Origin of the sequence: Ligilactobacillus ceti DSM 22408 (assembly GCF_000423245.1) — a bacterium.
Lineage (GTDB): Bacteria > Bacillota > Bacilli > Lactobacillales > Lactobacillaceae > Ligilactobacillus > Ligilactobacillus ceti.
Genome location: NZ_AUHP01000012.1, coordinates 12,973 through 36,809 on the forward strand (window position 1 = coordinate 12,973; position 23,837 = coordinate 36,809).

21 protein-coding genes are annotated in these 23,837 nt (G+C 35.2%); 2 read left to right on the forward strand and 19 right to left on the reverse strand.

The features are described 5' to 3' along the window. The first annotated feature begins 37 nt into the window (after positions 1–37). Positions 38–913 carry a 4-(cytidine 5'-diphospho)-2-C-methyl-D-erythritol kinase gene (ispE, locus tag G540_RS0100545; RefSeq protein WP_027106398.1) on the forward strand — a complete coding sequence of 292 codons (876 nt, stop codon included), beginning with the start codon at positions 38–40 and terminating at the stop codon, positions 911–913. A 107-nt stretch (positions 914–1,020) separates the two neighbouring features. Here ispE and G540_RS0100550 read toward each other — a convergent pair whose 3' ends face one another. The 19 genes from G540_RS0100550 to pdhA form a co-directional block, all read right to left on the reverse strand. Continuing rightward, positions 1,021–1,269: a Veg family protein gene (locus G540_RS0100550; protein ID WP_027106399.1), complete on the reverse strand. Its 249-nt coding sequence runs from the start codon at positions 1,267–1,269 to the stop codon at positions 1,021–1,023. Positions 1,270–1,369: 100 nt separating this feature from the next. Continuing rightward, positions 1,370–2,251, reverse strand: a complete 882-nt coding sequence (gene rsmA / locus G540_RS0100555; RefSeq protein WP_027106400.1) for a 16S rRNA (adenine(1518)-N(6)/adenine(1519)-N(6))-dimethyltransferase RsmA — start codon at positions 2,249–2,251, stop codon at positions 1,370–1,372. Positions 2,252–2,363: 112 nt separating this feature from the next. Continuing rightward, complete coding sequence (locus tag G540_RS06775; RefSeq protein ID WP_035463432.1) at positions 2,364–5,516, reverse strand: SEC10/PgrA surface exclusion domain-containing protein; 3,153 nt, start codon at positions 5,514–5,516, stop codon at positions 2,364–2,366. Positions 5,517–5,677: 161 nt separating this feature from the next. Further along, complete coding sequence (rnmV, locus tag G540_RS0100565; protein ID WP_027106401.1) at positions 5,678–6,238, reverse strand: ribonuclease M5; 561 nt, start codon at positions 6,236–6,238, stop codon at positions 5,678–5,680. A 1-nt stretch (position 6,239) separates the two neighbouring features. Next, positions 6,240–7,013 carry a TatD family hydrolase gene (locus tag G540_RS0100570; RefSeq protein WP_027106402.1) on the reverse strand — a complete coding sequence of 258 codons (774 nt, stop codon included), beginning with the start codon at positions 7,011–7,013 and terminating at the stop codon, positions 6,240–6,242. 72 nt (positions 7,014–7,085) lie between these two features. Continuing rightward, a complete protein-coding gene (gene metG, locus G540_RS0100575) occupies positions 7,086–9,116 on the reverse strand; it encodes a methionine--tRNA ligase (RefSeq protein ID WP_027106403.1) in 2,031 nt (676 codons plus the stop codon). A 194-nt stretch (positions 9,117–9,310) separates the two neighbouring features. Next, positions 9,311–9,829 carry a DUF308 domain-containing protein gene (locus G540_RS0100580; RefSeq protein WP_081653508.1) on the reverse strand — a complete coding sequence of 173 codons (519 nt, stop codon included), beginning with the start codon at positions 9,827–9,829 and terminating at the stop codon, positions 9,311–9,313. A 64-nt stretch (positions 9,830–9,893) separates the two neighbouring features. Beyond that, positions 9,894–10,595 carry an NAD-dependent protein deacylase gene (locus G540_RS0100585; RefSeq protein ID WP_027106405.1) on the reverse strand — a complete coding sequence of 234 codons (702 nt, stop codon included), beginning with the start codon at positions 10,593–10,595 and terminating at the stop codon, positions 9,894–9,896. Between the two features lie 15 nt (positions 10,596–10,610). Further along, positions 10,611–11,573, reverse strand: a complete 963-nt coding sequence (locus G540_RS0100590; protein ID WP_027106406.1) for a hypothetical protein — start codon at positions 11,571–11,573, stop codon at positions 10,611–10,613. A gap of 1 nt (position 11,574) precedes the next feature. After that, positions 11,575–12,840: a hydroxymethylglutaryl-CoA reductase, degradative gene (locus G540_RS0100595; RefSeq protein WP_027106407.1), complete on the reverse strand. Its 1,266-nt coding sequence runs from the start codon at positions 12,838–12,840 to the stop codon at positions 11,575–11,577. A gap of 81 nt (positions 12,841–12,921) precedes the next feature. Then, complete coding sequence (locus G540_RS06780; RefSeq protein WP_051188899.1) at positions 12,922–13,878, reverse strand: Ppx/GppA family phosphatase; 957 nt, start codon at positions 13,876–13,878, stop codon at positions 12,922–12,924. A gap of 124 nt (positions 13,879–14,002) precedes the next feature. Then, positions 14,003–14,935: a DMT family transporter gene (locus tag G540_RS0100605; protein ID WP_027106408.1), complete on the reverse strand. Its 933-nt coding sequence runs from the start codon at positions 14,933–14,935 to the stop codon at positions 14,003–14,005. A 111-nt stretch (positions 14,936–15,046) separates the two neighbouring features. Then, positions 15,047–15,982, reverse strand: a complete 936-nt coding sequence (locus tag G540_RS0100610) for a glycosyltransferase family 2 protein (RefSeq protein WP_027106409.1) — start codon at positions 15,980–15,982, stop codon at positions 15,047–15,049. Positions 15,983–15,985: 3 nt separating this feature from the next. Beyond that, on the reverse strand, positions 15,986–17,173 hold the full coding sequence (locus tag G540_RS0100615) for an SGNH/GDSL hydrolase family protein (RefSeq protein WP_027106410.1): 1,188 nt from the start codon (positions 17,171–17,173) through the stop codon (positions 15,986–15,988). Between the two features lie 81 nt (positions 17,174–17,254). After that, on the reverse strand, positions 17,255–18,268 hold the full coding sequence (gene lplA / locus G540_RS0100620; RefSeq protein WP_027106411.1) for a lipoate--protein ligase: 1,014 nt from the start codon (positions 18,266–18,268) through the stop codon (positions 17,255–17,257). 17 nt (positions 18,269–18,285) lie between these two features. Next, positions 18,286–19,692, reverse strand: coding sequence for a dihydrolipoyl dehydrogenase (gene lpdA, locus G540_RS0100625; RefSeq protein ID WP_027106412.1), 1,407 nt, complete (start codon positions 19,690–19,692; stop codon positions 18,286–18,288). A gap of 6 nt (positions 19,693–19,698) precedes the next feature. Continuing rightward, entirely contained in the window at positions 19,699–21,036 is a 1,338-nt protein-coding gene (locus G540_RS0100630) for a 2-oxo acid dehydrogenase subunit E2 (protein WP_027106413.1), read from the reverse strand. An 18-nt stretch (positions 21,037–21,054) separates the two neighbouring features. Continuing rightward, on the reverse strand, positions 21,055–22,032 hold the full coding sequence (locus G540_RS0100635; RefSeq protein ID WP_027106414.1) for an alpha-ketoacid dehydrogenase subunit beta: 978 nt from the start codon (positions 22,030–22,032) through the stop codon (positions 21,055–21,057). Between the two features lie 2 nt (positions 22,033–22,034). Beyond that, the gene (gene pdhA, locus G540_RS0100640) at positions 22,035–23,126 is read right to left on the reverse strand and encodes a pyruvate dehydrogenase (acetyl-transferring) E1 component subunit alpha (protein WP_027106415.1); all 1,092 of its coding nucleotides are present in this window, start codon (positions 23,124–23,126) and stop codon (positions 22,035–22,037) included. A gap of 347 nt (positions 23,127–23,473) precedes the next feature. Here pdhA and G540_RS0100645 point away from each other — a divergent pair, with 347 nt between their 5' ends. Then, positions 23,474–23,788 (forward strand): hypothetical protein, encoded by a 315-nt coding sequence (locus G540_RS0100645; protein ID WP_162139321.1) that lies wholly within the window; start codon positions 23,474–23,476, stop codon positions 23,786–23,788. Positions 23,789–23,837 lie beyond the last annotated feature (49 nt).

Here is a 23,837-nt window from a genome sequence, read left to right on the forward strand (position 1 = left end):
TTAAATTAATTCAATTTACTCAGAAAGGGGGAACGTCATGGAAATCACAGAAAAAGCTCCAGCTAAACTTAACCTCTGTCTTGATACACCATTCCGCCATTCCGATGGTTCTCCAGAATGGTCAATGGTAATGACAGCTGTTGATCTCGCTGATTATGTGCAAATCACAACACATACTGATTCTTTAGCAATTTGTGTCGAAACAAATTCTGGATTCTTACCGTGTGATCAACGTAATCTCGCCTATCAAGCAGCTAAATTACTCCAACGTAAATACAAGATTCAAGAAGGCGTCTCAATCAAGATCCAAAAAAACATCCCAGTTGCGGCTGGAATGGGTGGTGGATCTGCTGATGCCGCTGCTGTTTTACGTGGTTTAAATAAGATTTGGGAGCTCGGTCTCTCAAAAGCTGAATTAGCTAAACTTGCTTTGAGTATTGATTCAGACGTACCTTTTTGTGTTTATAGCACACCAGCTCACGTCACAGGAAAAGGTGAAATTATCACACCGCTACCCAAACTACCTCAAATGTGGATTGTAATCGCTAAAATGAAAACAAGTGTCTCGACACCCAAAATTTTACGCAGTATTGATTATGATACATTACCACATCAAAATGTTGATGCTGTTGTTCAAGCCATCAAAAATAATGATCCACAAAATTTATGCCAACATATGGGGAATAGTTTAGAAGCTGTGACATCTCAACGTCACCCTAATATCTTAGTTTTAAAAGAAAAAATGTTAAAATTTGGTGCTGATGCAGCTGTTATGAGTGGGTCCGGCCCGACGGTTTTTGGTATTTGTAAAAAACATTCTCGAGCCCAACATCTCTACAATAGTCTCAAAGGCTTTTGCCAAAATGTTTATCTTGTACGACCAATTGATTTACAACAATCAGAAGAACATTAAAAAGCTGTCGGAAATATAATTTCCGACAGCTTTTTTAATGGCAAAGAAAAAAGCCCTATAAATAATTTACAAGACTCTGTTTTTCTTATTTATTGCTTTGGCATAGTTTATAAAGACTCATCTTTATCGAAACTTAGTTCAATGCTCTTAGTTAAAACATCAGTATAACTATATGAAACTCTATCAATCGCATTTTCATCTTCATTGAGTTCAACAATGAAAACAGCTGGGAAAGTTTCACGTAATATTCCACGACGAGTTGTAACTTTTTTACGACTTGCTTGTGATGTTACTGTTAATGGTTCACCAATGCAATCATCAAGTTCTCTTTTAATTTTTGCTAATGTTCCGGGCATTTACTTTCACCTCTTCTATAAAGAAAAGTATAACATACTTACGAAAAAATAGCAATTATACCATAAACAAAGGACTCTGTTCAATCTTTTTTTACTGTTTTTATAAATTTTCTGCCATTAAAGCATCCGATAAATCGATCAATTTAGCAATGCTTAATTTTTCAGCACGAACACCTGGTTCAATCTCTGCTTGAGCTAAAGCCGCTGTTAATTTTTCTTTTGTTTCAGGCTTTTTACCATACATACTTAATAAGTTATTCCATAAACTTTTACGACGATGCATGAAAATCCCTTTAATCATTCTTTGGAAATAATCTTCATCTTGTGCTACTAAAGTTTTATGTTTTTTCTTACGTAATACAACAATACATGAATCAACTTGTGGTTGCGGTACAAAGGCTGTTTTAGGCACAATAAACGCGATTTCCGTGTCCATTTCATATTGAACGGCAACTGCTAAGGACCCATATGATTTCGACCCTGGTTGCGCTGTTAAACGATCAGCCACTTCCTTTTGCATCATGACAGCCATTAATTCAACATCAATTTTTTCAGCTAATAAATGCATAATAATTGGTGTAGTAATGTAATATGGTAAATTCGCAACCAATTTTAAATTCTTTTGTTCTGAAAAATTATCAGCTAACAATTTATTCAAATCAGCTTTTAAAACATCTTGATGAACCACTTTAACATTAGAATAATCAGCTAATGTTTCATCAAGTACTGGTAATAAACGTTGATCAATTTCTAACGCTAAAACTTGATTAGCATTTAAGGCAATTTGTTCTGTTAAAGCCCCAATCCCAGGTCCAATTTCTAAAACGTTATCGTCTTTCGTAACATCAGCAGCTGCCACGATTTTCTTTAAAATATTTAAATCTGTTAAAAAATTTTGTCCTAAACTCTTTTTAAAAGCCAGGCCATATGTTTCCATGATCGCCCGCGTTCTTGTTGGTGATCCAATTTCTGGTTTGTTCATCTTATTCTCCTTAATTCTTCCAATCCGCTCTGAAAATTAGCGCTTTGTTTTGATTTTATCACAAAAAAGACTTACATGATATTCCTACCATGTAAGTCTTTCATTTTAAATCTTAGCTATCTTGACGTTTTTTACGTGTTCCAAATAATGTTGTTAATCCAAATAAACTTAATAAAGCTACTCCCCAACCGGCTTTAGCTGGTGTCTGAACTTCACCTGTTTTTGGTAATGTTTTACCTTTTTGATCAACTTTATTTAACGCATCATTCATTGCTTGACGTTTTTGGAAAGCTTTTAAATGTTCTCTAGCCACTGCAAGTGCTTTTTTAGCGGCATCTAATTTTTCATTAGCTTCATCAAGAGCTTTTTGTGTTGTTTGAGCTGCGGCTTGTTTTTGTTTAACATCTTCTTTGGCATCTTGAACAGCTTGTTCTTTAGCTTTCACATCATCTTGAGCTTGTTTCAAAATTTTATCAGCATTTTTCAAGTTTTTCACTCTTAATTGCATTGCTGCTAAAGTTGTTTCTTCTTCTTGCAAATGAGTTTGAGCTTGAGTTGCAGCCTGTGCTGTTTGTTCTTCTTTTTGAGTTGCATCATCAACTTTTTGTTGATCTTGTTGTTGTGTTTGTTGTTCTGCTGTTAATGTTTGTTGTTCTTGTTGTAATTGTTGTTCAAGTTTTTGTTTTTGTTGTTTCGCATCATCGACAGCTTGTTGGGCCGCTACTTGTTTGTTTCTTGCTTCATCTACTTGTTTTTGAACTTTTTGAACTTGATCTGTTGCTTGTTGAGCTGCACTTTGAGCTTGTTGTAATTGTTGTTGCACATCAGTCATACGTTGTTGTGCTTTTTGTACGTCTGCTTGCGCTTGTTGTAAATCTATTTTGTCTTGTTTTAAGATATCTTGTTTTTGTTGAGCATCTGCTTGGGCTGCTTGTAATTCAGCTTGAGCATCTTTAACTTTTTGTTGGGCTGCAGCTAAAGCAGCTGCTTTACCAGGTGCATCTTTTTTCACATTATTTAAAGTTTTTTCTGCTTGATCTTTAACTTTTTGCGCTTCATCCACAGCTGTTTGCGCACTATCCACATTAGCTTGAGCTTGAGTTTGATCTTTTTGCGCTTGAGTTGCTTGGGCTTGTTTTGTTTGTAAGTCTTGTTCTGCAGCTTGTTGTGCTTGGGCTGCTTGATCAGCTTTATTTTTACTTGTTTGTGCTTGAGTTTGTAAAGTATTCACTTGTTTTTCAAGAGCTGCTTGAGCTTGTTTTGCTTTTTCAAGAGCTGCTTTTAATTCAGTTGCATCTTTTCCACCAGGATTTGGATTAGTACCTAATTCACGTGTTCCCGGAATACTTGGTGCAGCTGCATAACTCGTCATTCCTGTAGCTGGTGCACCTGGGTTATTCAAATTATTCATATCAGGGAATGTCGCAAAATTAAAGTGAATCCAACCGAATTTATCAATGGCAACACCTACATATTGTTGAACTGGCATACCTTGAGCATCTTTCACAAAAAGATTTGTTAATGCGTGCCCCCAATTAGAATGAGCATCAGCAAAAGTCATCCCTGCTAAAGCATGGAAAATACTTGCTTTAATATTTGCTAAATTCGTACTTGTTAATTTAAGTTGTCTAAAGACTGTAGATCCTGCATTTTCAGCATAAGAACTAACACCAAACTCTTTAGAAACTTCTTCGATAGCAGTGATATCATGACCTTCATATGCATCCATATCATAATCATCAGAATTATACATATCAGAAATTGCTTTTGAGTAAGCTACTGATCCAGTAGTTGCTTTTAACATATCAGTTAAACCACATTGACGACGCATATTATTTAACACATTCATTGTAAAGACTGTAATTTCTTCACGTGTTTTTTGATCTAAATTGTGAATATCTTTAATCTTTGTATTCTTATCAGCTTCAGTTGCTTTATAACCATCTTGGAATACAATTTCACTATTACTAATTGCTATTTTTTGGTTAAAGTGAGCTGAACCAATTTTGGTTAACTGGTTACTAATCGTTGCAGATTTATTACCACCATATTCTTTAATTAATTTAATATATTCAGCTGGTAATTTAATTTCATTTTGAACTGCACCTTGACTCACAGCATCTAAGGCTGCTTGGGCTTTTTTCACTTGATCTTGAGCTGTTTGTAATTTACCTTGAGCTGCTTTAAGATCTTTTTCAACAGCTTGATAATCTTGTTGAGCTTGTTGGGCAGCTTGTGTTGTTGTTGTTACTTGATCTTGAGCTGTTTTAACAGCTTGATCAGCAGCCTTCTTATCAGCTACAGCTTGCGTTGCTTTATTTTTAGCCGTTGCTAAAGCTGTTTGTTTTTTAACTAAATCGGCTTGAGCTTGATCTAAAGCTTTTTGCGCCTCAGGAATTGTTGTGCCAGCTGCTGCTTGGGCTGCTTGTTCTTCAGCTTTTGCTTGGTCTAATTTAGCTTGCGCTGCTTTCACAACTTTTTCTTGAGCTGTCACAGCTACTTGCGCACTATCCACATTAGCTTGAGCTTGCGTTACTTGCAAACCTGTTGCACGTAAATCATCTTGAGCACGACCAAGTTCTTCTTGCATTAATTTTTGTTTTTTAGCTGCCTGTGTGGCATTATCTTTAGCTGTTGCCAAAGCTTGTTCTTGGGCTTTTTGTTGCGCTGTAGCTGTTTGTAAATCTTTTTCTAAACCTGGTAAATTCAAAGCATCAATAGCTGCTTGTGTTTTTTCTGTAGCAGCTTGGGCCGCTTGAACTTTTTGTTTTTGTGTAGCTAAAGCTTCTTTAGCTGCTTGTAAATCTTTTTGAGCTTGTGCATGATCTGCTTTTGGTTGTTTTGTTTGCTCTTTAGCTTGCGCCACAACTTTTTCTTGAGCTGCAATTTCAGCTTCTGTCGCAGCAATCTTTTCAGGTGTTGCTTCTTTTTTCAATTCTTGGGCTTTTTGTTCAGCTTCTTTAGCCGCTTGTAAATCTTTTTGTTTTTGCGTTAATTGTTGTTCACTTGTTTTTAATTCAGAATCTGCTTTTTGATGAGCATTTTGAGCATTCTTTTGATCTTGTTCAGCTGTCTTAAATGCAGCTTGTGTTTGGTTAACTGCTGTTTGAGCTTGTTCCATTGTTGTTGGTACAGTTGTTTTTTGTGATTGAGCTGGTTGATTTGGTGCCTTTGGTTGGACTTGATCAGCAGCAATCAAATGGCTCCCTGTCACTAATGCAGCCCCTGCTAAAGCTGTTGTTGTAATTGCAGTTTTTTTATTCATATTTATATGCTCTCCTTTAGATTCTTTTTCTCATATGCTTTATGTAATTTGGCGATTAGAAAATATAATATATCCCTTATAAGTTAACCATCTTATGATATAAAAAAGCAAACAAAAAGCCTTAGAAGCTTTAGCTTCTAAGGCTTTTTTATAAAGTTTATTTATTTAAATTCTTCTTTAGAATTAACTTCATCTAAAGCCTTTTTAAATTCCTCAGGAGTAATTTGAAATAATTTCAATCTTTTATACAATTGTTTACCATTTGTATAGCCAATTTGTAAAATTTCACCTAACAAAGCACGTTTTTGTTTAGCATTTTTACCCATAGTTAAACCTGCAATTTGCAAATCTTCTTTCGTAATTAATGCTTCTTCTTCGGGCGCTTCTGTATATAGATGACTTAAAGCTGCTTGAATAGCTTCTACACTAGCATGTTCTACACCTAAACTCCCTTTAGCGTTCGGTGCCGCTTGTGCTTTAGTCAAAAAGGCATGCTTAACACCTGGAACAGCTTGCGCAATAATTTTACGGATCTTTTCACCAGAAAAATCAGGATCAGTAAAGACAATTACACCCCGTTTGTCGTGTAATTCTTCAATTTGAGCTAAGGTCTCATCACTAATAGCCGATCCTCTAGTTTCAATTGTATCGGCATTCACTGCCATTTTAATCCGTTTGGTATCATCTTTTCCTTCAACAACAATAACTTCTTGGATTTTCATTTTATTTTCCATCGATTTGTAAAACTCTTTCTGTATTTCTTTTTGTAATAGCGGCTAATTCTTCTGCACTCACACCTTTTAACTCAGCTAAATATTCTAAAGTATACCGCGTTAAGCCGGGTTCGTTTTTCTCACCACGAAATGGCATCGGTGCTAAATAAGGAGCATCGGTTTCAACTAATAAATGTTCTAGCGGTGTAGCTAATGCAGCGGCTTGTACATCTTGGGCATTATGGAATGTAACCACTCCACTATAAGACAATTCCATGCCTAAATCTAAAAACTTCTCAGCCCAAGCTGCATCACCATTAAAACTATGCATAATACCGCCATATTGACCAATCTTCATATTCTTTAAAATAGCATACGTATCAGCAAAAGCATCCCGATTATGCACACTAATTGGCATTTTCAACTCTTGAGCTAAAGCAATTTGTCGTTCAAAAACTGCATGTTGCACTTGATGATCTACATCATAGTAATAATCTAATCCAATTTCTCCTACGGCCACATATTGTTTTTGTTGTAAAATTTGACGTAATTCCTGTTCTAATTCGGATGAATAATTCAATGCATCTTCCGGATGACAACCAACTGCACCGTATAAATTAGGATATTGCTCAATCAAAGCCTGAAGACGTTGACGACTTGGTGCATCATAACCAATAACTAACATTTGAGTCACATCTAAAGCTTTTGCTCGTTGAATAACATCAGGTAAATCATCCTGAAAAACACTCGCATTAATATGCGTATGCGAATCAAAAATTTCCATGCTACTCTCCTTTTTATTTTTGGCAAAAAAGAGGTCGATTCATAACTGAAACAACCTCTTTTGTTAATTTAATTATCCAATAATGGAACCATTTGGCATTGTTTGTGAAACTGTAACCAATTCAAGTTTCTTACCATCATCATATTCTGCTGATAATAACATCCCTTGACTTAATTCTCCACGAATTTTACGTGGTTGTAAGTTAGTCACGGCAATCACTTTTTTACCTACTAATTCTTCCGGATTTGGATAGAATTCGGCAATCCCGGATAAAATTTGACGATCACCTTCGTCACCAGCATCTAAACGGAATTTCAATAAACGATCGGCACCTTTAACTTTGCCAACTGCTTTAATTTCGGCAACTTTCATTTCAACACGATCAAATGCATCAAATTTAATCTCATCTTTAGTTAAGTTTAAAGTTGATGTTGTGGGATCAAAACTATCTTGAGCTTGTTCTTCTAAAGCTTTACGCCCTTTAGCTTTGCCACCTTTTGTCATTTTAGATTGAATATATTCAACTTCTTCTTTGACATCTAAACGTGGGAAAATTGGTGTTCCTTTAGCAACCACTTGAATACCTGCTGGTAAATCAAGATAGTTAACATCAGCTGTTTGTAAATCAGCTTCAGCTAAACCTAATTGTGCAAACATTTCTTTTGGTGCATGTGTCATAACTGGTTGAATTAATAACGCAACTACACGTAAACTTGCGACTAAGTGTGCTAAGACACTATCTAATTCAGCTTGTTTTGTTTCGTCTTTAATTAAGACCCATGGTTGTGTTTCATCAATATATTTATTAGAGCGCGCAACTAATTGCCAAACAGCATCTAAAGCGTTGGAGAAATGAACACTTTCCATTTCAGCTTGGAATGTTGCAACAGTTTCTTTGGCCACTGTTTCTAATGCTGCATCAAATTCTGTCACTCCACTTTGTAATGTTGGTACTTGGCCATCACGATATTTATTCACCATCGCAATTGTCCGGTTTAATAAGTTACCTAAATCATTCGCTAAATCAAAGTTAATTTTTTCAACGAAATCTTCAGGTGTAAAGACACCATCATTTCCAAATGGAACAGCACGCATTAAGTAATAACGTAACGCATCAAGGCCATAACGTTCAACTAACATTTCTGGATAGACAACATTTCCTTTAGATTTAGACATTTTACCGTCTTTCATCAATAACCAACCATGACCAATCACATGTTCAGGTAATGGTAAATCTAAAGCCATTAAAATAATTGGCCAATAGATTGTATGGAAACGAACAATTTCTTTACCAACCATTTGAATATTAGCTGGCCAGAATTTTTGGAATAAACTATCATCATCAGATCCATAACCTAATGCTGTAATATAGTTGCATAAAGCATCGATCCACACATAAACAACGTGTTTTGGATCATTAGGAACTTGGATTCCCCATGAAAAACTTGTTCTTGTCATGGCTAAATCTTCTAAACCTGGTTTAATGAAATTATTCAACATTTCATTTTTACGTTTTTGCGGAATAATAAATTCAGGATGTGATTCATAATATTCAACTAAACGATCAGCATATTTACTCATCTTGAAGAAATAGCAATCTTCTTCGACTAATTGCACTTCATGACCAGATGGTGCTTTCCCGCCGATCATTTTACCGTCAGCATCACGATAAACTTCCGCCAATTGTGATTCTGTAAAGTATTCTTCATCAGAAACTGAATACCAGCCTTCATATTTACCTAAATAAATATCACCTTTTTCTAACAATTGTGTGAAAATCTTTTGAATTGCTGCTTCATGATATTCATCTGTTGTACGAATAAATTTATCGTTGGTAATTTCTAATGTTTTCCATAATTCTTGAATTTGCACAGCCATTTGATCAACGTATTCTTTAGGTGAAATACCTAATTCTTGTGCTTTTTGTTCAATCTTCAAACCGTGTTCATCTGTTCCTGTTAAGAAGAAAACATCGAAGTTTTGAAGACGTTTGTAACGTGCTAAAACATCACATGCGATTGTTGTATATGAATTACCGATATGTAATTTACCGGATGGATAATAAATCGGCGTTGTAATATAAAATGTTGGTTTTTCTGCCATCTGAAAAAATCCTTTCTGAACGCTTAATAGTTATTTGTTTGATTTTTTAATTTTTTAGCGATTTTTAGTAATTATTTTTTAATTATAGCATAGTTTAACTTGGCTTTTTAGGTTTTATCTGGTTCTTTTCAGAGGAATCCCCAATGAAAAAAGCAAGCTGATCTTAAACATTCAGCTTGCTTCACTTTTAACTTTTAAAATGCTTGAATAATTTTAACAATCCCGATTGTCATTAAAATCGTAATAATCATTATATAAATCATCGTTAAAGAAATAATTGGGTAAAATAATAAAATCACACCACAAATCATCATTAAAATATTAACAACTACAATAAAACCATAATATCCACGTTCTAATTCACGATAAAAACTAGCTAATTTAATTTCAGTAAACGAGGTCATAATAATCCAAAAAGCTAAACAATACGATAACAAAGCTAATCCAAATTGTGTCGAAACACAACTCGCAATCCCGATCACAAGATCAAAAACACCTAAAAACAACATCCACGAATGGTGTTGTCCCGTAATTGGACCACGACTCAAAAACAATTCGTAGAGCCCTTTGAAAATAATACCCACACATACTAAGATAGGAAATAATACAAGTGCTTTTTCTGGTTGCCGAAGATAATAAATACTTAAACCCACAAAAAAGACACCTAAAATCAAGTTACCTAAATTAAAACGAGTCCGTGTCATATTAATCATCAACCTTTTCTGATATATTTCACTTTTATTATAATACTTTCAATAAAAAACTCTACTTTTCCGCTTAAATATCAACTTGTTCAAAAGCTTGCACTGCATCACCTTGAATCATTAAGCTTCCTGCTGGCAAACTAATTGGTTCACGGTTCACGGCCACAATTTTTGCTTTCGGATTCCGATATTGAATCAAGCCCGCAAACGGATAAACTACAAATGAAGTTCCCACAATAACAATTAAATCAGCGTTTTGTAATGCTTGAATCGATTGTTCAACATTATTTTGATCAATACCTTCTTCATATAAAACAACATCACAACGTAATTCACCACCACAACCTTGATGATGTAAATCTTTTAAATATTCTTGATAAGGCACGTTTTGATGACATTTTTGACAATAAACATGATACAAATTCCCATGGAACTCAACTACTTTTGACTCTTGGGCTCCTGCTTTAACATGTAAACCATCAATATTTTGGGTAATAATCGTAGCTTTTCCTTGGTTGACCAAAGCTGCCATTTTCTGATGAATGACATTCGGTTGAGCATCTGGATAATATAAATTATTCGTCACATATTGATAAAACACGTCTGGTTCACGTACCAAACAAGTATGACTTAATAAATACTCTGGTTGTTTACCAGCTGAATATAACCCATTTTTAGAACGATAATCAGGTATTCCCGAAGCAGTCGACACTCCTGCTCCCGTCAGAAAAACAATTTTATGTGCTGCTTGAATTAAATCATTTAATTCTGTCATCCTCAACACCCTTTCTTAATCTTTGGTCCGAACGAAATATTCACAACCTTGTTGCCGTAAAAAGACCGCAACTGGCATCTCATATAAATTTTTAAAATATTCTTGTTCTGCTTGTTCGGGAGCATTTATTACAAAAGCATTTTGCTGATCAGTTTTTAAACGACCAATATATGCGGATTTAAATTGTAAATTATCTTGCCATTCTGTGTGATAAATTTCAAACAAGTTTTTCATTTTTGTCATTGTTTGATTTTCTGTTAATACTAAACTAACAGTCACAAACTCGCTTAAACGTAGCGGCTGCAATTGTAAATCACGTAAACATTTATCAAACATCCGATACAAACGTACAATACCACGTCGAATTTGAATTGGTGTTGTAACTGGTTTTTGTTGTAACATTTGATACATTAATTCAGCTTGCTCAAATGCTTGAGGATATAATTCTTGGAATTTAGACATAACAGCTGGTTCTTCATCTTTAAAAAAGACCAATGCATCTAATAATGTTGCCATACGTAAACTAGCTAGCTGATTACCTTGTTCTGATTCAGGTGGTAATTGAGCTAATACACCTTTAAAATAAGCTTCTTTAATTTCTTCCGTCAAGATACCTAAATCAGCTTGTTGTTGATAGATGGTAGTATTTAAAACGGTTTGATATAACGCCATGCCACTTGCCATTAATTTAGCATCTAATTGTAAATCGTTCGTTGTTAAATTAAAACTAATTTGAGGAACTTGTTTTTCTAACAACATTAAATAATTTAATAATTGATGTGACAAAGTAAAATCAGGTGCTGTTAAGTCACTAATATCAAAACACCAACCCCCACCACTTAAATACTGTTGTCCTTGATCAGGTAAGATATACCCCACTTTTTGATCTCGATAAATAACTTCCAGCGGTGTGGGACTTAACTGCCGTGCCCGGTTTAAAAGTTCAAGCGTTGCTGCTTGTAAGTTTGGTTCTCCCATTTTATAAATCCCCTTTGCGTAACTTAGTTAAAATATCTTGTGCACTTTGAAAATCGCGTTTCTGATTGGCACTTAATTGTGCCACAACATAAGGCGTTTCTTGGGCTGTTGCCCCCGCACGATGAGCTAACGTTTTTAATTGTAACTGCATATGACCTTTTTGAATTCCATCGGTCACCAGTGCTTTTAACGCCGCTAAATTCTGCGCCAATCCTACAGATACGACAACTTGGGCTAATTCATTCGCATTTTCAATTTGTAATAATTTTTGATTGATTTTCGCTAATGGTAAAACTGAAATCGCACCACCTACAAAACCTAAAGGCATTGGTAAAGTTAACGATCCAGATAATTTATTATCTTTTAAATCCCATTTTGTTAAGCCGCGATATTGACCATGACGACTAGCATAGGCATGCGCACCACTTTCAATAGCTCGCCAATCATTCCCACTCGCAATGACAGCTGCATCGATGCCATTCATAATTCCTTTATTATGTGTTGTTGCTCGATAAGGATCTAATTGTGCCACCCGATTAGCCTGTACAATTTTCTGTGCTACTAATTCACCTGGAACTGCATCTGTTTGCAATAATTCAACTGGAATTTCACACTGCGCCGTTACAAGACATTCAGTCGCATAATTACTTAAAATACTCATTAAAACATTAATTTTAAGTTCTGTTTTTAAAAATTGTGCCACAGCTTCTAACATTGTATTTAACATATTGGCACCCATCGCTTCTTGAACATCAACAGCTAAATCAAGTGATAACATATCTTGAGATAAAGTTCGAATCCGAATCCAACGAGCTCCACCCCCACGTTTCACAATCGATGGATGAGCTTGGTTTGCAAGTGTAATAATTTCTGTTTCATAAGCTTTCAAAGTTGTTTTTAAACGCACGGCATCACGAACATCTTCAAAAATAATTTGCCCTAACATGAGACGTGGTTGTTGAATTGTCTGAAAACCACCAGCTTGCTTTACAATTTTGGCACCATAACTACTAGCTGCAATCACAGATGGTTCTTCTGTCACCATAGGGACTAAATATTCTTTATCATTCACCACGTAATTCAAAGCTAAACCTTCTGGTAAAGTATAGCCTGTAATCTGATTTTCAATTAAAGTTTCCCGAATTTCTGGTTTTAATTCTGCTGTTTTTAATATCTCCAACTCATCAGCAGTTAATTCGGTTGCTGTTTTTAAAATAGCTAAACGTTCATCCCAATCTTTTTGATAATATTTCTCAAAACCTTGCATTTTTTTCACTTCCTTATTTTCCCTGCTTTGTTGTTAATTATACTACAAAAGCATAGATCAAAAGACCTATGCTTTCCTAATTTAACGACTAAAAGCCACTGGACTTAAGCCAGCTGTTTTTAACATTTCAAAAATTACGCCTTCACGAACACCACTTTCTGAAAAAACAATTTCTGGTAAAGCGAGTGTTTGAACTAATTGAACTACTGGAGTTAATCCCCCAATAATAATATCCGCCCGATCAGCTTCTTCTTTTAACACTTGTTGTCGTTCTTGACATGTCATTGCCAACCATTCACCATAAATATCCGCGAACTCGGAACCTTTTAAAGTTAATCCATGTAAATCGGTTAATTTTTTCGCATTTCGTTTACATAATTCGTAACGCGCGACCGTCCGATTAGCCCCACCTAATAAGACCAATGGTAAACCATAGCCTTCTCTTAACCAAGGCAACGAATCAAATTGCACTTGGATAAAACGTTGCATTCTAAATAAATCTCCGGCTGTAATTTGATCTTGTGCTTTAAATTTCTCACTTAAACTCACAGCTCCATAGGGAATGCTGACTAAGTTTTTAGCTTGGCCGTCACGAACTAAAATCAATTCAAAACTTCCGCCGCCCATATCAATAATCAAACAATCTTGTGTCCCTAACAAATTCACAACACCTAAATAATCATAGTATGCTTCTGAATCACCAGATAACACTTCAATCTCAATACCTATTAACTCTTTGACCGCACGCAAGAAATCATTACTGTTTTTCGCTGTACGCACAGCAGCCGTCGCAATTCCTTTTAATTGAATATTTTCATATTGTTCATATTCAGCTTTAAACTCTGCTAAAGCTGCTAAAGTTCTTTTAATCGCAGCTGGTCGCAAAATTTTTTCTTCAGCATCTTGGCCCATACCTTCCGCTAAACGTGATTGAATTTTACGCCGTTGTACTTCTTTAATTGTACCATCCGGATATACTTCACTAATTGATAAACGAACCGAATTCGATCCCAAATCAATAATGACTAAATTTTCCATTCCGGGTCCTCCGTTCTTGTAGTTATTAACATTTTAGCATATTTAACCTATGACGCACGGCTTTTAACTTTGTGGTACAAAAAAAGATTAGCTATCATCCATCGAGATAACTAATCTTGTTAATTTATTCAATAAATAATTCCGTTTCATCTTCAAGTGTGCGGCGCCCTTTTTGTAAAATATAAATAGCGACAATTACTAAAACTGAGCCAACAATTTCTAAGAAACTCATATGGAAACTTAAGAAAATCACACTTAAAACAAATGTTGTCACAGGTTGCACAGCATCCATAATACTTACAACATCTGATGGAGCAAAATTCAAACTATATAATAAAATCCCAAAAGGTAAAATTGTTCCCACAATAATGACCGTTGCCATTGAAGCAATTAATGTTCCATTAATTACCGGAGGGTTAACCCAAATTGGTTGATGTAAATTAAATAAAATACCCGAGATAAACATCCCCCAACCTAAAACAACAATCGGTGGATGCTCTTTAACAATTGGACGCGGTAAAACAACATAACCTGCAGCTGTAATCCCAGAACCAATCCCCCATAGTAATGAAACCATTGGAATCGCCAATTGGGAAATATCTCCTTTTGTTAAAGATAATAAAATCCCAACTAATGAAACAATAAAGGCAATTAAATCAGAGCGTAAAGGTCGTTCTTTTTTAAAGAATAAACTACCTAAAACAATAAATAACGGACTTAAATATTGTAAAATTGTAGCCGCTGCTGCATTACCAGTTTGAATAGCCATATAAAAAGTTAATAAGTTAGCCATTAAGCCAAATAAAGCATACGCTACTAACCAACCAATCATTTTCCATGATTTAAAAAGTGAAAATGTTTTTCCACGATATAACACCAAACTAATAATTAATAAAATAACGCCCGAACCTAATGTCCGCGTTGATAAAAACCAAGATGCTGGAATAGCTTGGTTTTGGGAAATAAATTGTAAAACTGTTCCCGAACAGCCCCACATAATAGATGCTATCGCCGCTAAAATAATTCCTTTAACGACACGATTTGATTTTGTTTTCATAAATACTCCTCTGTTTTCATTAATTTATCTAAATTTCATTTTTAAAATCTAACTTTTTTAGTATAAATGAAAAGAGAAGCAATGTCATTAAATCTAACATCACTTTTTAGTTTATTTTTTATCTTTGACTAAATAAAGTGGGCGATTTTTCACTTCCATGAAAATTTTACCAATATATTTACCAACAATACCTAAACAAAAGAGCTGAATCCCACCAACAAATAAGATAATACATACTGTAGAAGCCCAACCACTTGTCGGATCACCGCCATCTACAAAATAACGAATCACAATAAAAAGAATCGCTAAACCAGATATCAAAGCTGAGAAAAATCCGACAAACGCTGCAATATCTAAGGGAAATTGCGAAAAGTTGACAATTCCGTCAATTGAATATTTAAACAAACTCCAAAAACTCCAACTAGTTTCGCCAGCAACTCTTTCTTGATTTTCATACTCTAAATATTTAGTTTTAAATCCACCCCAACTAAATAACCCTTTCGAAAAGCGATTATATTCAGGCATTTCTAAAATTGCATTAACCATTGGACGCGTCATAACACGATAATCCCGCGCGCCATCCACAATTTCTGTATCCGAAATTTTATTAATTAAGCGATAAAACATCCGTGCGAAAAACGAACGAATCCGCGGTTCACCATCACGAGAAACACGATAAGTTCCCACACAATCATAATCAGAATTTCTTAATGTTTTAATCATTTCCGGTAACATTTCAGGCGGATCTTGCAAATCAACATCCATCACCGTTACTAAATTACCAGTTGCTTCTTGCAAACCACAATATAACGCCGCTTCTTTGCCGAAATTACGTGTAAAAGAAACATAATGAACATGTTCTGGATCAGCAGCTTGCAATTTTTGAATCGCGGCTAAAGTACCATCAGTTGAACCATCATTAATAAACCAATATTCTAATTCAATGTTTTCTAAATCTTTTTTTACATTTTCGACCGCTTGATAAAACAAAGGGACTGTTTCCTCTTCATAATAACAAGGGACAATAATCGAAAGTTTATCTGTCATTATTTAACCGTTCTTTCCTAAATTTGTTTTGGCTTTAGTATAGCACGAATTTTTTGCAGCATGTTTTAAAAGTTCTGTTAAAACTGGTTGAATAGTTTGTGCAATTAATTCTCCACCAAGCTGGGAAACATGTAAATGATCACCAAAATCAGCAACAGATAATAGACTTGTTTGCGAAACATCACTCACATTAGTTTGAATATCAACAACCCTTAATTGTCGGTCTTTTAATAATGCTTGATTAATTTTTTGCCGTAATTTTGCCGTTGTTTGAATTTGTTCTGGTTGAATAGTCGGTTTATCTAAATAAGCAGCCACCGGTAAAATCGTTGTAAATAATGTTTCTGGAGCTCTTTGACTTAATTCTCGACAAGTTTGAACATACATATATTCTGAAATAACTTGCTGAGAGGCAGCCGATACGGAAGGTGGGAAGACTAGATCATTCGTCCCAATCATCACTAAATTGATTTCTGGTTCCTTAGTTGCCATCATATAGTTTAAAAAACGACTTTTTAAACTCGATCCAAACGTTTGGTAAATACCGCGACCTAAAGCATCATATAAATAACGATTCCCCGATAAACCATTAATTTTCAAAACAACTTCGCCAGGTTGTTGCTTTAAATATAAATTACGTAAAGCTTGAGTAATAAATCCCATTTCAATTAATGAATCTCCCCAAACATTAACATATTGGGGTTGCTGTTCCGTTAAAATCAATACTTTACCAACAGAAAACCAATTTTTCCGAAAATGTGAACTAACTTTTAAACTAGGATGTTTCAGACAACTTCGAACTAAAGCTGCATTCTCCCATTCACTAGCAAACGTTGAACTCACATCAGCATAACTTTGCGGCTTTTCAGCTTGCATCAAAATATAAAAATCCTCTCCACTTGTTAAAGGAAATGATATTTCATCTGTTAACAGAGAAGTACCTTTAGGAATAGTAATGGCTGTTTGTCCTTGATAAGTTAAACGTTGAGCCGCTTGAAAATCTGAATTTTTTGCAACTAAAACTGTTTGAAACGTTAAATCACTGACACCATAATAATTCGTTAATTGTAAGCGGATTTTCTCACCGGTTAAACTACTTTTAATTTTAATAACTTGTGTTAATTCAGCAAATTTAAATGCCATTTGTCGATAATCATTACATTTTTTCTCCCAATTAACTTGCCATTGCATCTACTCACCTCTTTTAATTTGTTCTCTTCTCAAATTAAGAAAAGATGCCATTTTTGTCAATAGCATCTTTTCTTTCATAATTTATTCACTTAATAATTTTACAATATCTTGCGGTGGTATCTTCAAGAAATAACGCGTCAAATCAAAGCTTTGTAAAATTGTTTGGATATTTTGTGCTGTATATTTTTGCCCAATTAAAGCCGTCTCAAGATCAGTCACTGGTTGTTGTCCAAAGAAATCACCATAAATTTTAACTTCTTTTAAATAACCTTTGTCAACTAAGTAACGCGCATCAATTGTTCCTCCTGGAAAACGTTGGCGTTTTTGAATAGTAAACTTAGGCGAACGTCCATACACCCAATCCCAATTACCGTATATTTCAGCCACCAATTGATCAATTGCAACTTGATCAGCTGCTGTCAAAGTAAATTCATGTTCCGTAACTTCTTCCCATGTATCCACTTGATAGATTTGTTGTAATAAAGCATGTAAAAATTCAACTGTATCTAAAGTTTGATACTTAGCATCTAAATAAGGTTTCACATTCGTCACACGCGACCGAACTGACTTAATACCTTTGGAAGCAATCTTATCAGCAGAAACAGTTAACGCTTTTTGAACATGATCTAAATCCATATCAAACATCAATGTCCCATGTGAAAAAGTCCGACCGTTTTTTGTGTACATCGCATTGCCGGAAAATTTCTTACCATCAATTTCCAAATCATTCCGACCATTAACTTGCGCACGAGTCGCCCCCATCGCATGTAAGCCTTGAATAATAGGATCAACTAACTGTTCAAATTCACCAAATTCTTGCTTATCAGCAGGTACAATAAAACTAAAACATAAATTTCCCATATCTTGATACATTGTACCGCCACCTGAAAGACGCCGTGTAACCGTAACTTGATTTTCTTCACAAAATTTCTGATCAATTTCTTCTAAAACATTTTGATTTCGACCAACAATCACACATGGTTTTTCAATATAAAATAACATACAAGGAACGTCTAAATCTGCTTTACTCATTAAATATTGTTCCGTCGCTAAATTCGTTCGAATATCATGCGAGGGCATAATTAAATAACGCATCTAATTCGCTCCTATCGTTAAATATTTGTTGGGAAACCTAATCCAACATCAGCAGCATCAACAATTGCTTCACTAATACTTGGATGCGGATGGATTGTTAAAGCGACATCTTCAACTGTTGCTCCAGTTTCAATAGCTAATGTTAATTCACTAATCAAATCACTCGCATGCGGTCCAACAATTTGTGCCCCAACTAAAATTCCACTTTCCTTCACATAAACTAATCGTGTAAATCCATTAGTTGCATCTAATGTAATGGCACGTCCGTTTGCAGCGAATGGGAATTGCGCTTTTTCAACAACTAAGCCTTGTTCTTGTGCTTCTTTCATCGTTAACCCAGTTGTCGCAATTGATGTATCTGTATAACAAACAGCTGGCATTGCATGATAATCATTAATCGTTGGCATTCCAGAAATTGCTTCCGCAGCAACTTTTCCTTCATAGCTAGCCTTATGAGCTAACGCTGCACCAGCTACAACATCCCCAATCGCATAAATATTCGGAATATTTGTACGACCTTGAGCATCAACTGGAATCAAATGTCTTTCATCAACTTTGACACCTGCTTGTTCCAAGCCCATACCACGTGTATTTGGTGTTCGTCCAACACTCACAATACAATAATCAGCAACTAATGTTTTTTCTTCGCCATTAATCATGGCAGTAATTTTAACTTGATCATCATCTTGTTCTACACTTTGCGCCATCGCATGTGTAAAAATATCTACATCTTGAGATTCAAAATGTTGTTCGACAACTTTAACTAAATCTTTTTCGTAATTACCAAGAATTCTTTCGCCGCCTTCTAAAATAGTGACATGTGATCCTAAATTAGCATATGCTGATGCTAATTCACTACCAATATAGCCACCACCCACAACGATTAATTCTTTAGGGATTTTTGGAAGACTCAACGCACCTGTTGAATCAACCACGCGTCCCTTAAATTTAAAATTAGGGATTTCAATCGGACGACTACCTGTCGCAATAATCAAGTTTTCATAATTATATGTTTGTGCTTGATCATCTTTATCAATAACACGCAAACTATTTTCATCTTTCAAAAAGGCATCGCCAAAAATAACATCGATTTTATGTTTTTTAAATAAACCGGCCACACCACTCGTTAAACGATTAACTACATCTGCTTTCCAAGAAAGTGTTTGATCCCAATCGATTTTTGCTTTTTTAACTTCTAAGCCCATTTTTTGCGAGTTTAATGTTCTTTGATAACGGTGAGCTGCTTCAATTAACGCTTTAGAAGGAATACATCCAACATTTAAACAAGCTCCACCAATATGTTCTCTTTCAATTACAGTCACTTTTTGACCTAATTCAGCTGCATGAATTGCGGCAACATAACCACCAGGTCCAGCACCAATGACAACTGTTTCTAAATCAATCGGAAAATCTCCTACAACCATTGTCTATCATCCTTCCATTAAAAGTAATTCGGGATCACTAATTAATTCTTTCAAACGATTCATTGCTTTTTGCGCAGTTGCACCATCAATAATTCGATGATCAAATGAAAGTGATAATTTCAAGACACGCGCACTAATAATTTCACCATCTTGCACAACTGGTTGTTCCATGATTTTACCCATACCAATAATCGCTACTTCAGGCCAGTTGATAATTGGTGTAAAGTAACTACCACCAACTGATCCGATATTAGTAATTGACATACTTGTATGTTTCATTGAACTAGCAGCTAATTTACCATCACGGGCAGCTTGCGTATTTTCAGAAATTGCACGTGCAATATTAAAGAGACTTAATTGATCAGCATGTTTGACATTTGGAACAAACAAGCCATGATCTGTATCAGTTGCAATACCAACATTAATATAATCACGGTAAATGATTTCTTGATTTTCCATATCAACTTGAGCGTTAAAATCTGGAAATTCTTTCAACACAATAGCCAAAGCTTTAACCATATATGGCATAAATGTAAGATGAACTTCTTTAGCTTGAGCCACTGCTTTATATTTCTTACGATGATCCCACAATTTATCAACTACAACTTCATCAAATAAATTAACATGTGGAATTTGGCTTACTGAACGCACCATAGCTTTAGCTGTAGCTTTACGAACAGCTGACATTTTTTCACGTCTTTCTGGCCAACTATCACTATTATTAGTTGGTAAGGAGACGGGCGCTGGTGTTGCAGCTGGTTGTACAGGAGTTGTTTCACGTGAAACTTCATTGACAACTTCTTCAAATACAACATCACCTTGACTTAAGTAATGATCAATATCAGATTTTAGCACTTGACCATGATTTCCTGTTCCGGAAACTTTGCTGACATCCACACCTTTTTCACGAGCATAGCGGCGCACTGCTGGCATTGCTAAAACAGGTAATTTTTGTTCAGCTTCTAACATAAATTCAGCTGGTTCACTTGTTTCACGGGTAATATTAACCGGAGTGATTTTATTCACTGGTTCTGTTTTTTCAGCAACTACTTCAACTGTTTCAGTTGCAGCTGGTGCCTCATCAGTCACATTGCTGTCACTTTGAGCCACTTCTAACTCGACTAAAACATCTCCAACTTCTGCTGTTTCACCTGCTGGCACAATAATTTTTGTGATTTTACCAGCAACTGGTGAAGGTAATTCTTCAACTGATTTATCATTTTCAATTTGAACTAAATCAGCATCTTTTTCAATGGTATCACCGACTTGAACTAACCATTCACCGATTACACCTTCTGCCATACCTTCCCCAATATCTGGTAATTTAAATTCATATTTACTCATTTTGCTCCCCCTTTTACGTTAGAAATTCATAATTTCTTGGACTTTCGCAACGATATCTTTTTTATTTGGTAACCATAATGTTTCTGCTTCACTAAATGGATATGGTGTATCTGGAGCATCTACTCGTCCAATTGGTGCTTGCAAATTAAGAATAGCTTTTTCAGCAATTAAAGCTGCTACTTGAGCGTTAATCCCTGCTTGACGTTGTGCTTCTTGCACTAAAACAACTCGACCTGTTTTTTCGACTGTTTTTAAAATGGCCGCTTCATCTAATGGTGAAACACTACGTAAATCTAAAACTTCAACATTAATACCTTGTTTTTCAAGTTCTTGAGCTGCTTTCAAACTTTCTTGAACCATATAGCCATAAGTAATAATACTAATATCTTGTCCTTCACGTTTGATAGCCGCTTGATCAAGTGGTACAGTGTATGATCCTTCAGGTACTTCTTGTTTCAATGTCCGATAAAGTTTCATATGTTCTAAGAAAACAACTGGATCATCACTTTGAATAGCTGAAATCAATAAACCTTTTGCATCATATGGATCACTTGGAATAACTACTTTCAAACCAGGTGTTTGTGCAACTAATCCTTCTAAACTATCAGAGTGCAATTCTGGTGTATGCACACCTCCTCCAAAAGGCGCCCGAATTGTAATTGGCATTTTACGTGTACCACCCATCCGGAAACGTTCACGCGAAATTTGACCAGCAACTTCATCCATTGCTTCAAATAAGAAACCAAAGAATTGAATTTCTGGAACAGGACGAAAACCTTGGAAAGCTAATCCAGTTGCTAAACCAGCGATTCCTGATTCAGCTAATGGTGTATCAAATACTCTTTCTTCACCATATTTAGCTTGTAAACCTTCTGTAGCACGGAAAACCCCACCATTTTGGCCAACATCTTCCCCAAAAATCAATACTTTTTCATCACTTTTAAGCGCTTCATCTAAAGCTGCTGTGATTGCTTTAATCATTGTTAATTTAGCCATAATTATTCAGCCTCCTTAGCTTGGAACTTTTCAATTTGAGCTTGAATATTAGCTGGTGTATCGACATAAGTATGTTGTAAATATTCACTCACTTTTTGACGTTCAACTTGTTCTGCTTCATTAATTGCTTCATCAATTTGCGCATTTACTTCATTAACCCAAATATCCTCTTCTTCTTCATTCCAGAGGTCTTTGTCTTCTAAATATTTACGCATTCGATTCAATGGATCTTTTTTATTCCATTTTTCCCATTCTTCTTGTGAACGGTAACGTTTTGGATCATCACCAGATAAAGTATGAGCCCCTAAACGATATGTTAATGTTTCAATTAAAATCGGACCATTTCCAGCAACAACCCAATCACGTGCTGCTTTCGTCACCGCATAAACGGCTAGAGCATCCATCCCATCAACTTGAATACCTGGAATACCAGCTGCAATTGCTTTTTGAGCTAAGGTTTGGGCTGCAGTTTGTTTTTCACGCGGAACAGAAATAGCATAATGATTATTTTGTACAAAGAACAACGCTGGGGCTTTAAATGCTCCGGCAAAGTTAATTCCTTCATAAAAATCACCTTGTGATGTTCCGCCATCACCTGTATAAGTATATGCGACATTAGCTTGCCCTTTTTTCTTCAAGCCTAAAGCTACGCCGGCTGCCTGAACATATTGCGCACCAATAATAATTTGAGGAGGTAAAGCGGCTAAATCTTCCGCATATTTATTACCTTCAATATGACCTCTTGACCATAAAAAGGCTTTTGACAATGGTAATCCATGTAAAACAAGTTGGGGTACATCCCGATATGCTGGTAACAAGAAATCTTGTTTGTCCATCGCAAATTCTGATGCAACTTGGCTTGCTTCTTGTCCTAATGTTGGCGCAAAGAAACCTAAACGACCTTGTCGATTTAATTTTGTAGAACGATCATTTAAAACTCGAGACCAAATCATTTTCTTAAATAATGAAACTAATTCTTCATCACTTAAATCTGGCATTAAATCATCGTCAATAATTTTTCCATCTTGATCTAAAATGGATACTTTAGTAATTTTTGGTGTTTTATTTAATTTGTTAAAATCAATTTTTCCCATAATGCTGCCTCCTCAAAAATTAAAAGTTATACTTCAACTTCTTTGATAACGCTTACAATAAGTAATTATACATCATTTTCAAGTATTATTTAAGTTAGTGAACTGGTGCACATACTTATTTATGCATGAAAAGCAGCTAAATCACCCTTTGTATGTAAAAAACATTTTTAAAAATCATCGCATGTGAATTGGTGAGCATGGCTTTTTTCGCTACAATTTATAATTTTGCTCTTTTCTGAAGATTTATTCTTGTAATAGTAGTAACTTTACTTTTATAATAAATAAACAAAAACAAATAATTACATCCGCAGGAGGATTGGATAACTTTGAAAAAACTGAAAAAAAGTATGCTGATTAGCTTAATTATCTTTTCGCTCCTCTTTGCAGCAACTTTGTTTGCTTCCTTTTTTTACGTTCCTAACCACAATATCGATAACATTGATATGTTATTAGCTGTAGCAAACTATTTTTTTGGAACAGTTTGGCTTTCTTTAATTTTAGCTTTTGGCTTTTTAGCTTGGGATAAAAAAATGGAAAAACGCCGACAAAAAAAAGCAGCTCAACAACGAGCTTTAGAAAAACAAAAAGAACTAGCTGCGTTGCAAGCTCAATTAGATGAAGATCCTGAAATCAACTTGCAAACAAACGACTTAGCCGAATAATAAAAAACACAGCAGAATAATTCTGCTGTGTTTTTTTGTCTAATCTTTT

Coding starts and splice junctions, on each gene's coding strand:
- ispE (WP_027106398.1), top strand. CDS start 38: ATGGAAATCACAGAAAAAGCTCCAGCTAAACTTAACCTCTGTCTTGAT.
- G540_RS0100550 (WP_027106399.1), bottom strand. CDS start 1,269: ATGCCCGGAACATTAGCAAAAATTAAAAGAGAACTTGATGATTGCATT.
- rsmA (WP_027106400.1), bottom strand. CDS start 2,251: ATGAACAAACCAGAAATTGGATCACCAACAAGAACGCGGGCGATCATG.
- G540_RS06775 (WP_035463432.1), bottom strand. CDS start 5,516: ATGAATAAAAAAACTGCAATTACAACAACAGCTTTAGCAGGGGCTGCA.
- rnmV (WP_027106401.1), bottom strand. CDS start 6,238: ATGAAAATCCAAGAAGTTATTGTTGTTGAAGGAAAAGATGATACCAAA.
- G540_RS0100570 (WP_027106402.1), bottom strand. CDS start 7,013: ATGGAAATTTTTGATTCGCATACGCATATTAATGCGAGTGTTTTTCAG.
- metG (WP_027106403.1), bottom strand. CDS start 9,116: ATGGCAGAAAAACCAACATTTTATATTACAACGCCGATTTATTATCCA.
- G540_RS0100580 (WP_081653508.1), bottom strand. CDS start 9,829: ATGATTAATATGACACGGACTCGTTTTAATTTAGGTAACTTGATTTTA.
- G540_RS0100585 (WP_027106405.1), bottom strand. CDS start 10,595: ATGACAGAATTAAATGATTTAATTCAAGCAGCACATAAAATTGTTTTT.
- G540_RS0100590 (WP_027106406.1), bottom strand. CDS start 11,573: ATGGGAGAACCAAACTTACAAGCAGCAACGCTTGAACTTTTAAACCGG.
- G540_RS0100595 (WP_027106407.1), bottom strand. CDS start 12,840: ATGCAAGGTTTTGAGAAATATTATCAAAAAGATTGGGATGAACGTTTA.
- G540_RS06780 (WP_051188899.1), bottom strand. CDS start 13,878: ATGGAAAATTTAGTCATTATTGATTTGGGATCGAATTCGGTTCGTTTA.
- G540_RS0100605 (WP_027106408.1), bottom strand. CDS start 14,935: ATGAAAACAAAATCAAATCGTGTCGTTAAAGGAATTATTTTAGCGGCG.
- G540_RS0100610 (WP_027106409.1), bottom strand. CDS start 15,982: ATGACAGATAAACTTTCGATTATTGTCCCTTGTTATTATGAAGAGGAA.
- G540_RS0100615 (WP_027106410.1), bottom strand. CDS start 17,173: ATGCAATGGCAAGTTAATTGGGAGAAAAAATGTAATGATTATCGACAA.
- lplA (WP_027106411.1), bottom strand. CDS start 18,268: ATGCGTTATTTAATTATGCCCTCGCATGATATTCGAACGAATTTAGCG.
- lpdA (WP_027106412.1), bottom strand. CDS start 19,692: ATGGTTGTAGGAGATTTTCCGATTGATTTAGAAACAGTTGTCATTGGT.
- G540_RS0100630 (WP_027106413.1), bottom strand. CDS start 21,036: ATGAGTAAATATGAATTTAAATTACCAGATATTGGGGAAGGTATGGCA.
- G540_RS0100635 (WP_027106414.1), bottom strand. CDS start 22,032: ATGGCTAAATTAACAATGATTAAAGCAATCACAGCAGCTTTAGATGAA.
- pdhA (WP_027106415.1), bottom strand. CDS start 23,126: ATGGGAAAAATTGATTTTAACAAATTAAATAAAACACCAAAAATTACT.
- G540_RS0100645 (WP_162139321.1), top strand. CDS start 23,474: ATGCTGATTAGCTTAATTATCTTTTCGCTCCTCTTTGCAGCAACTTTG.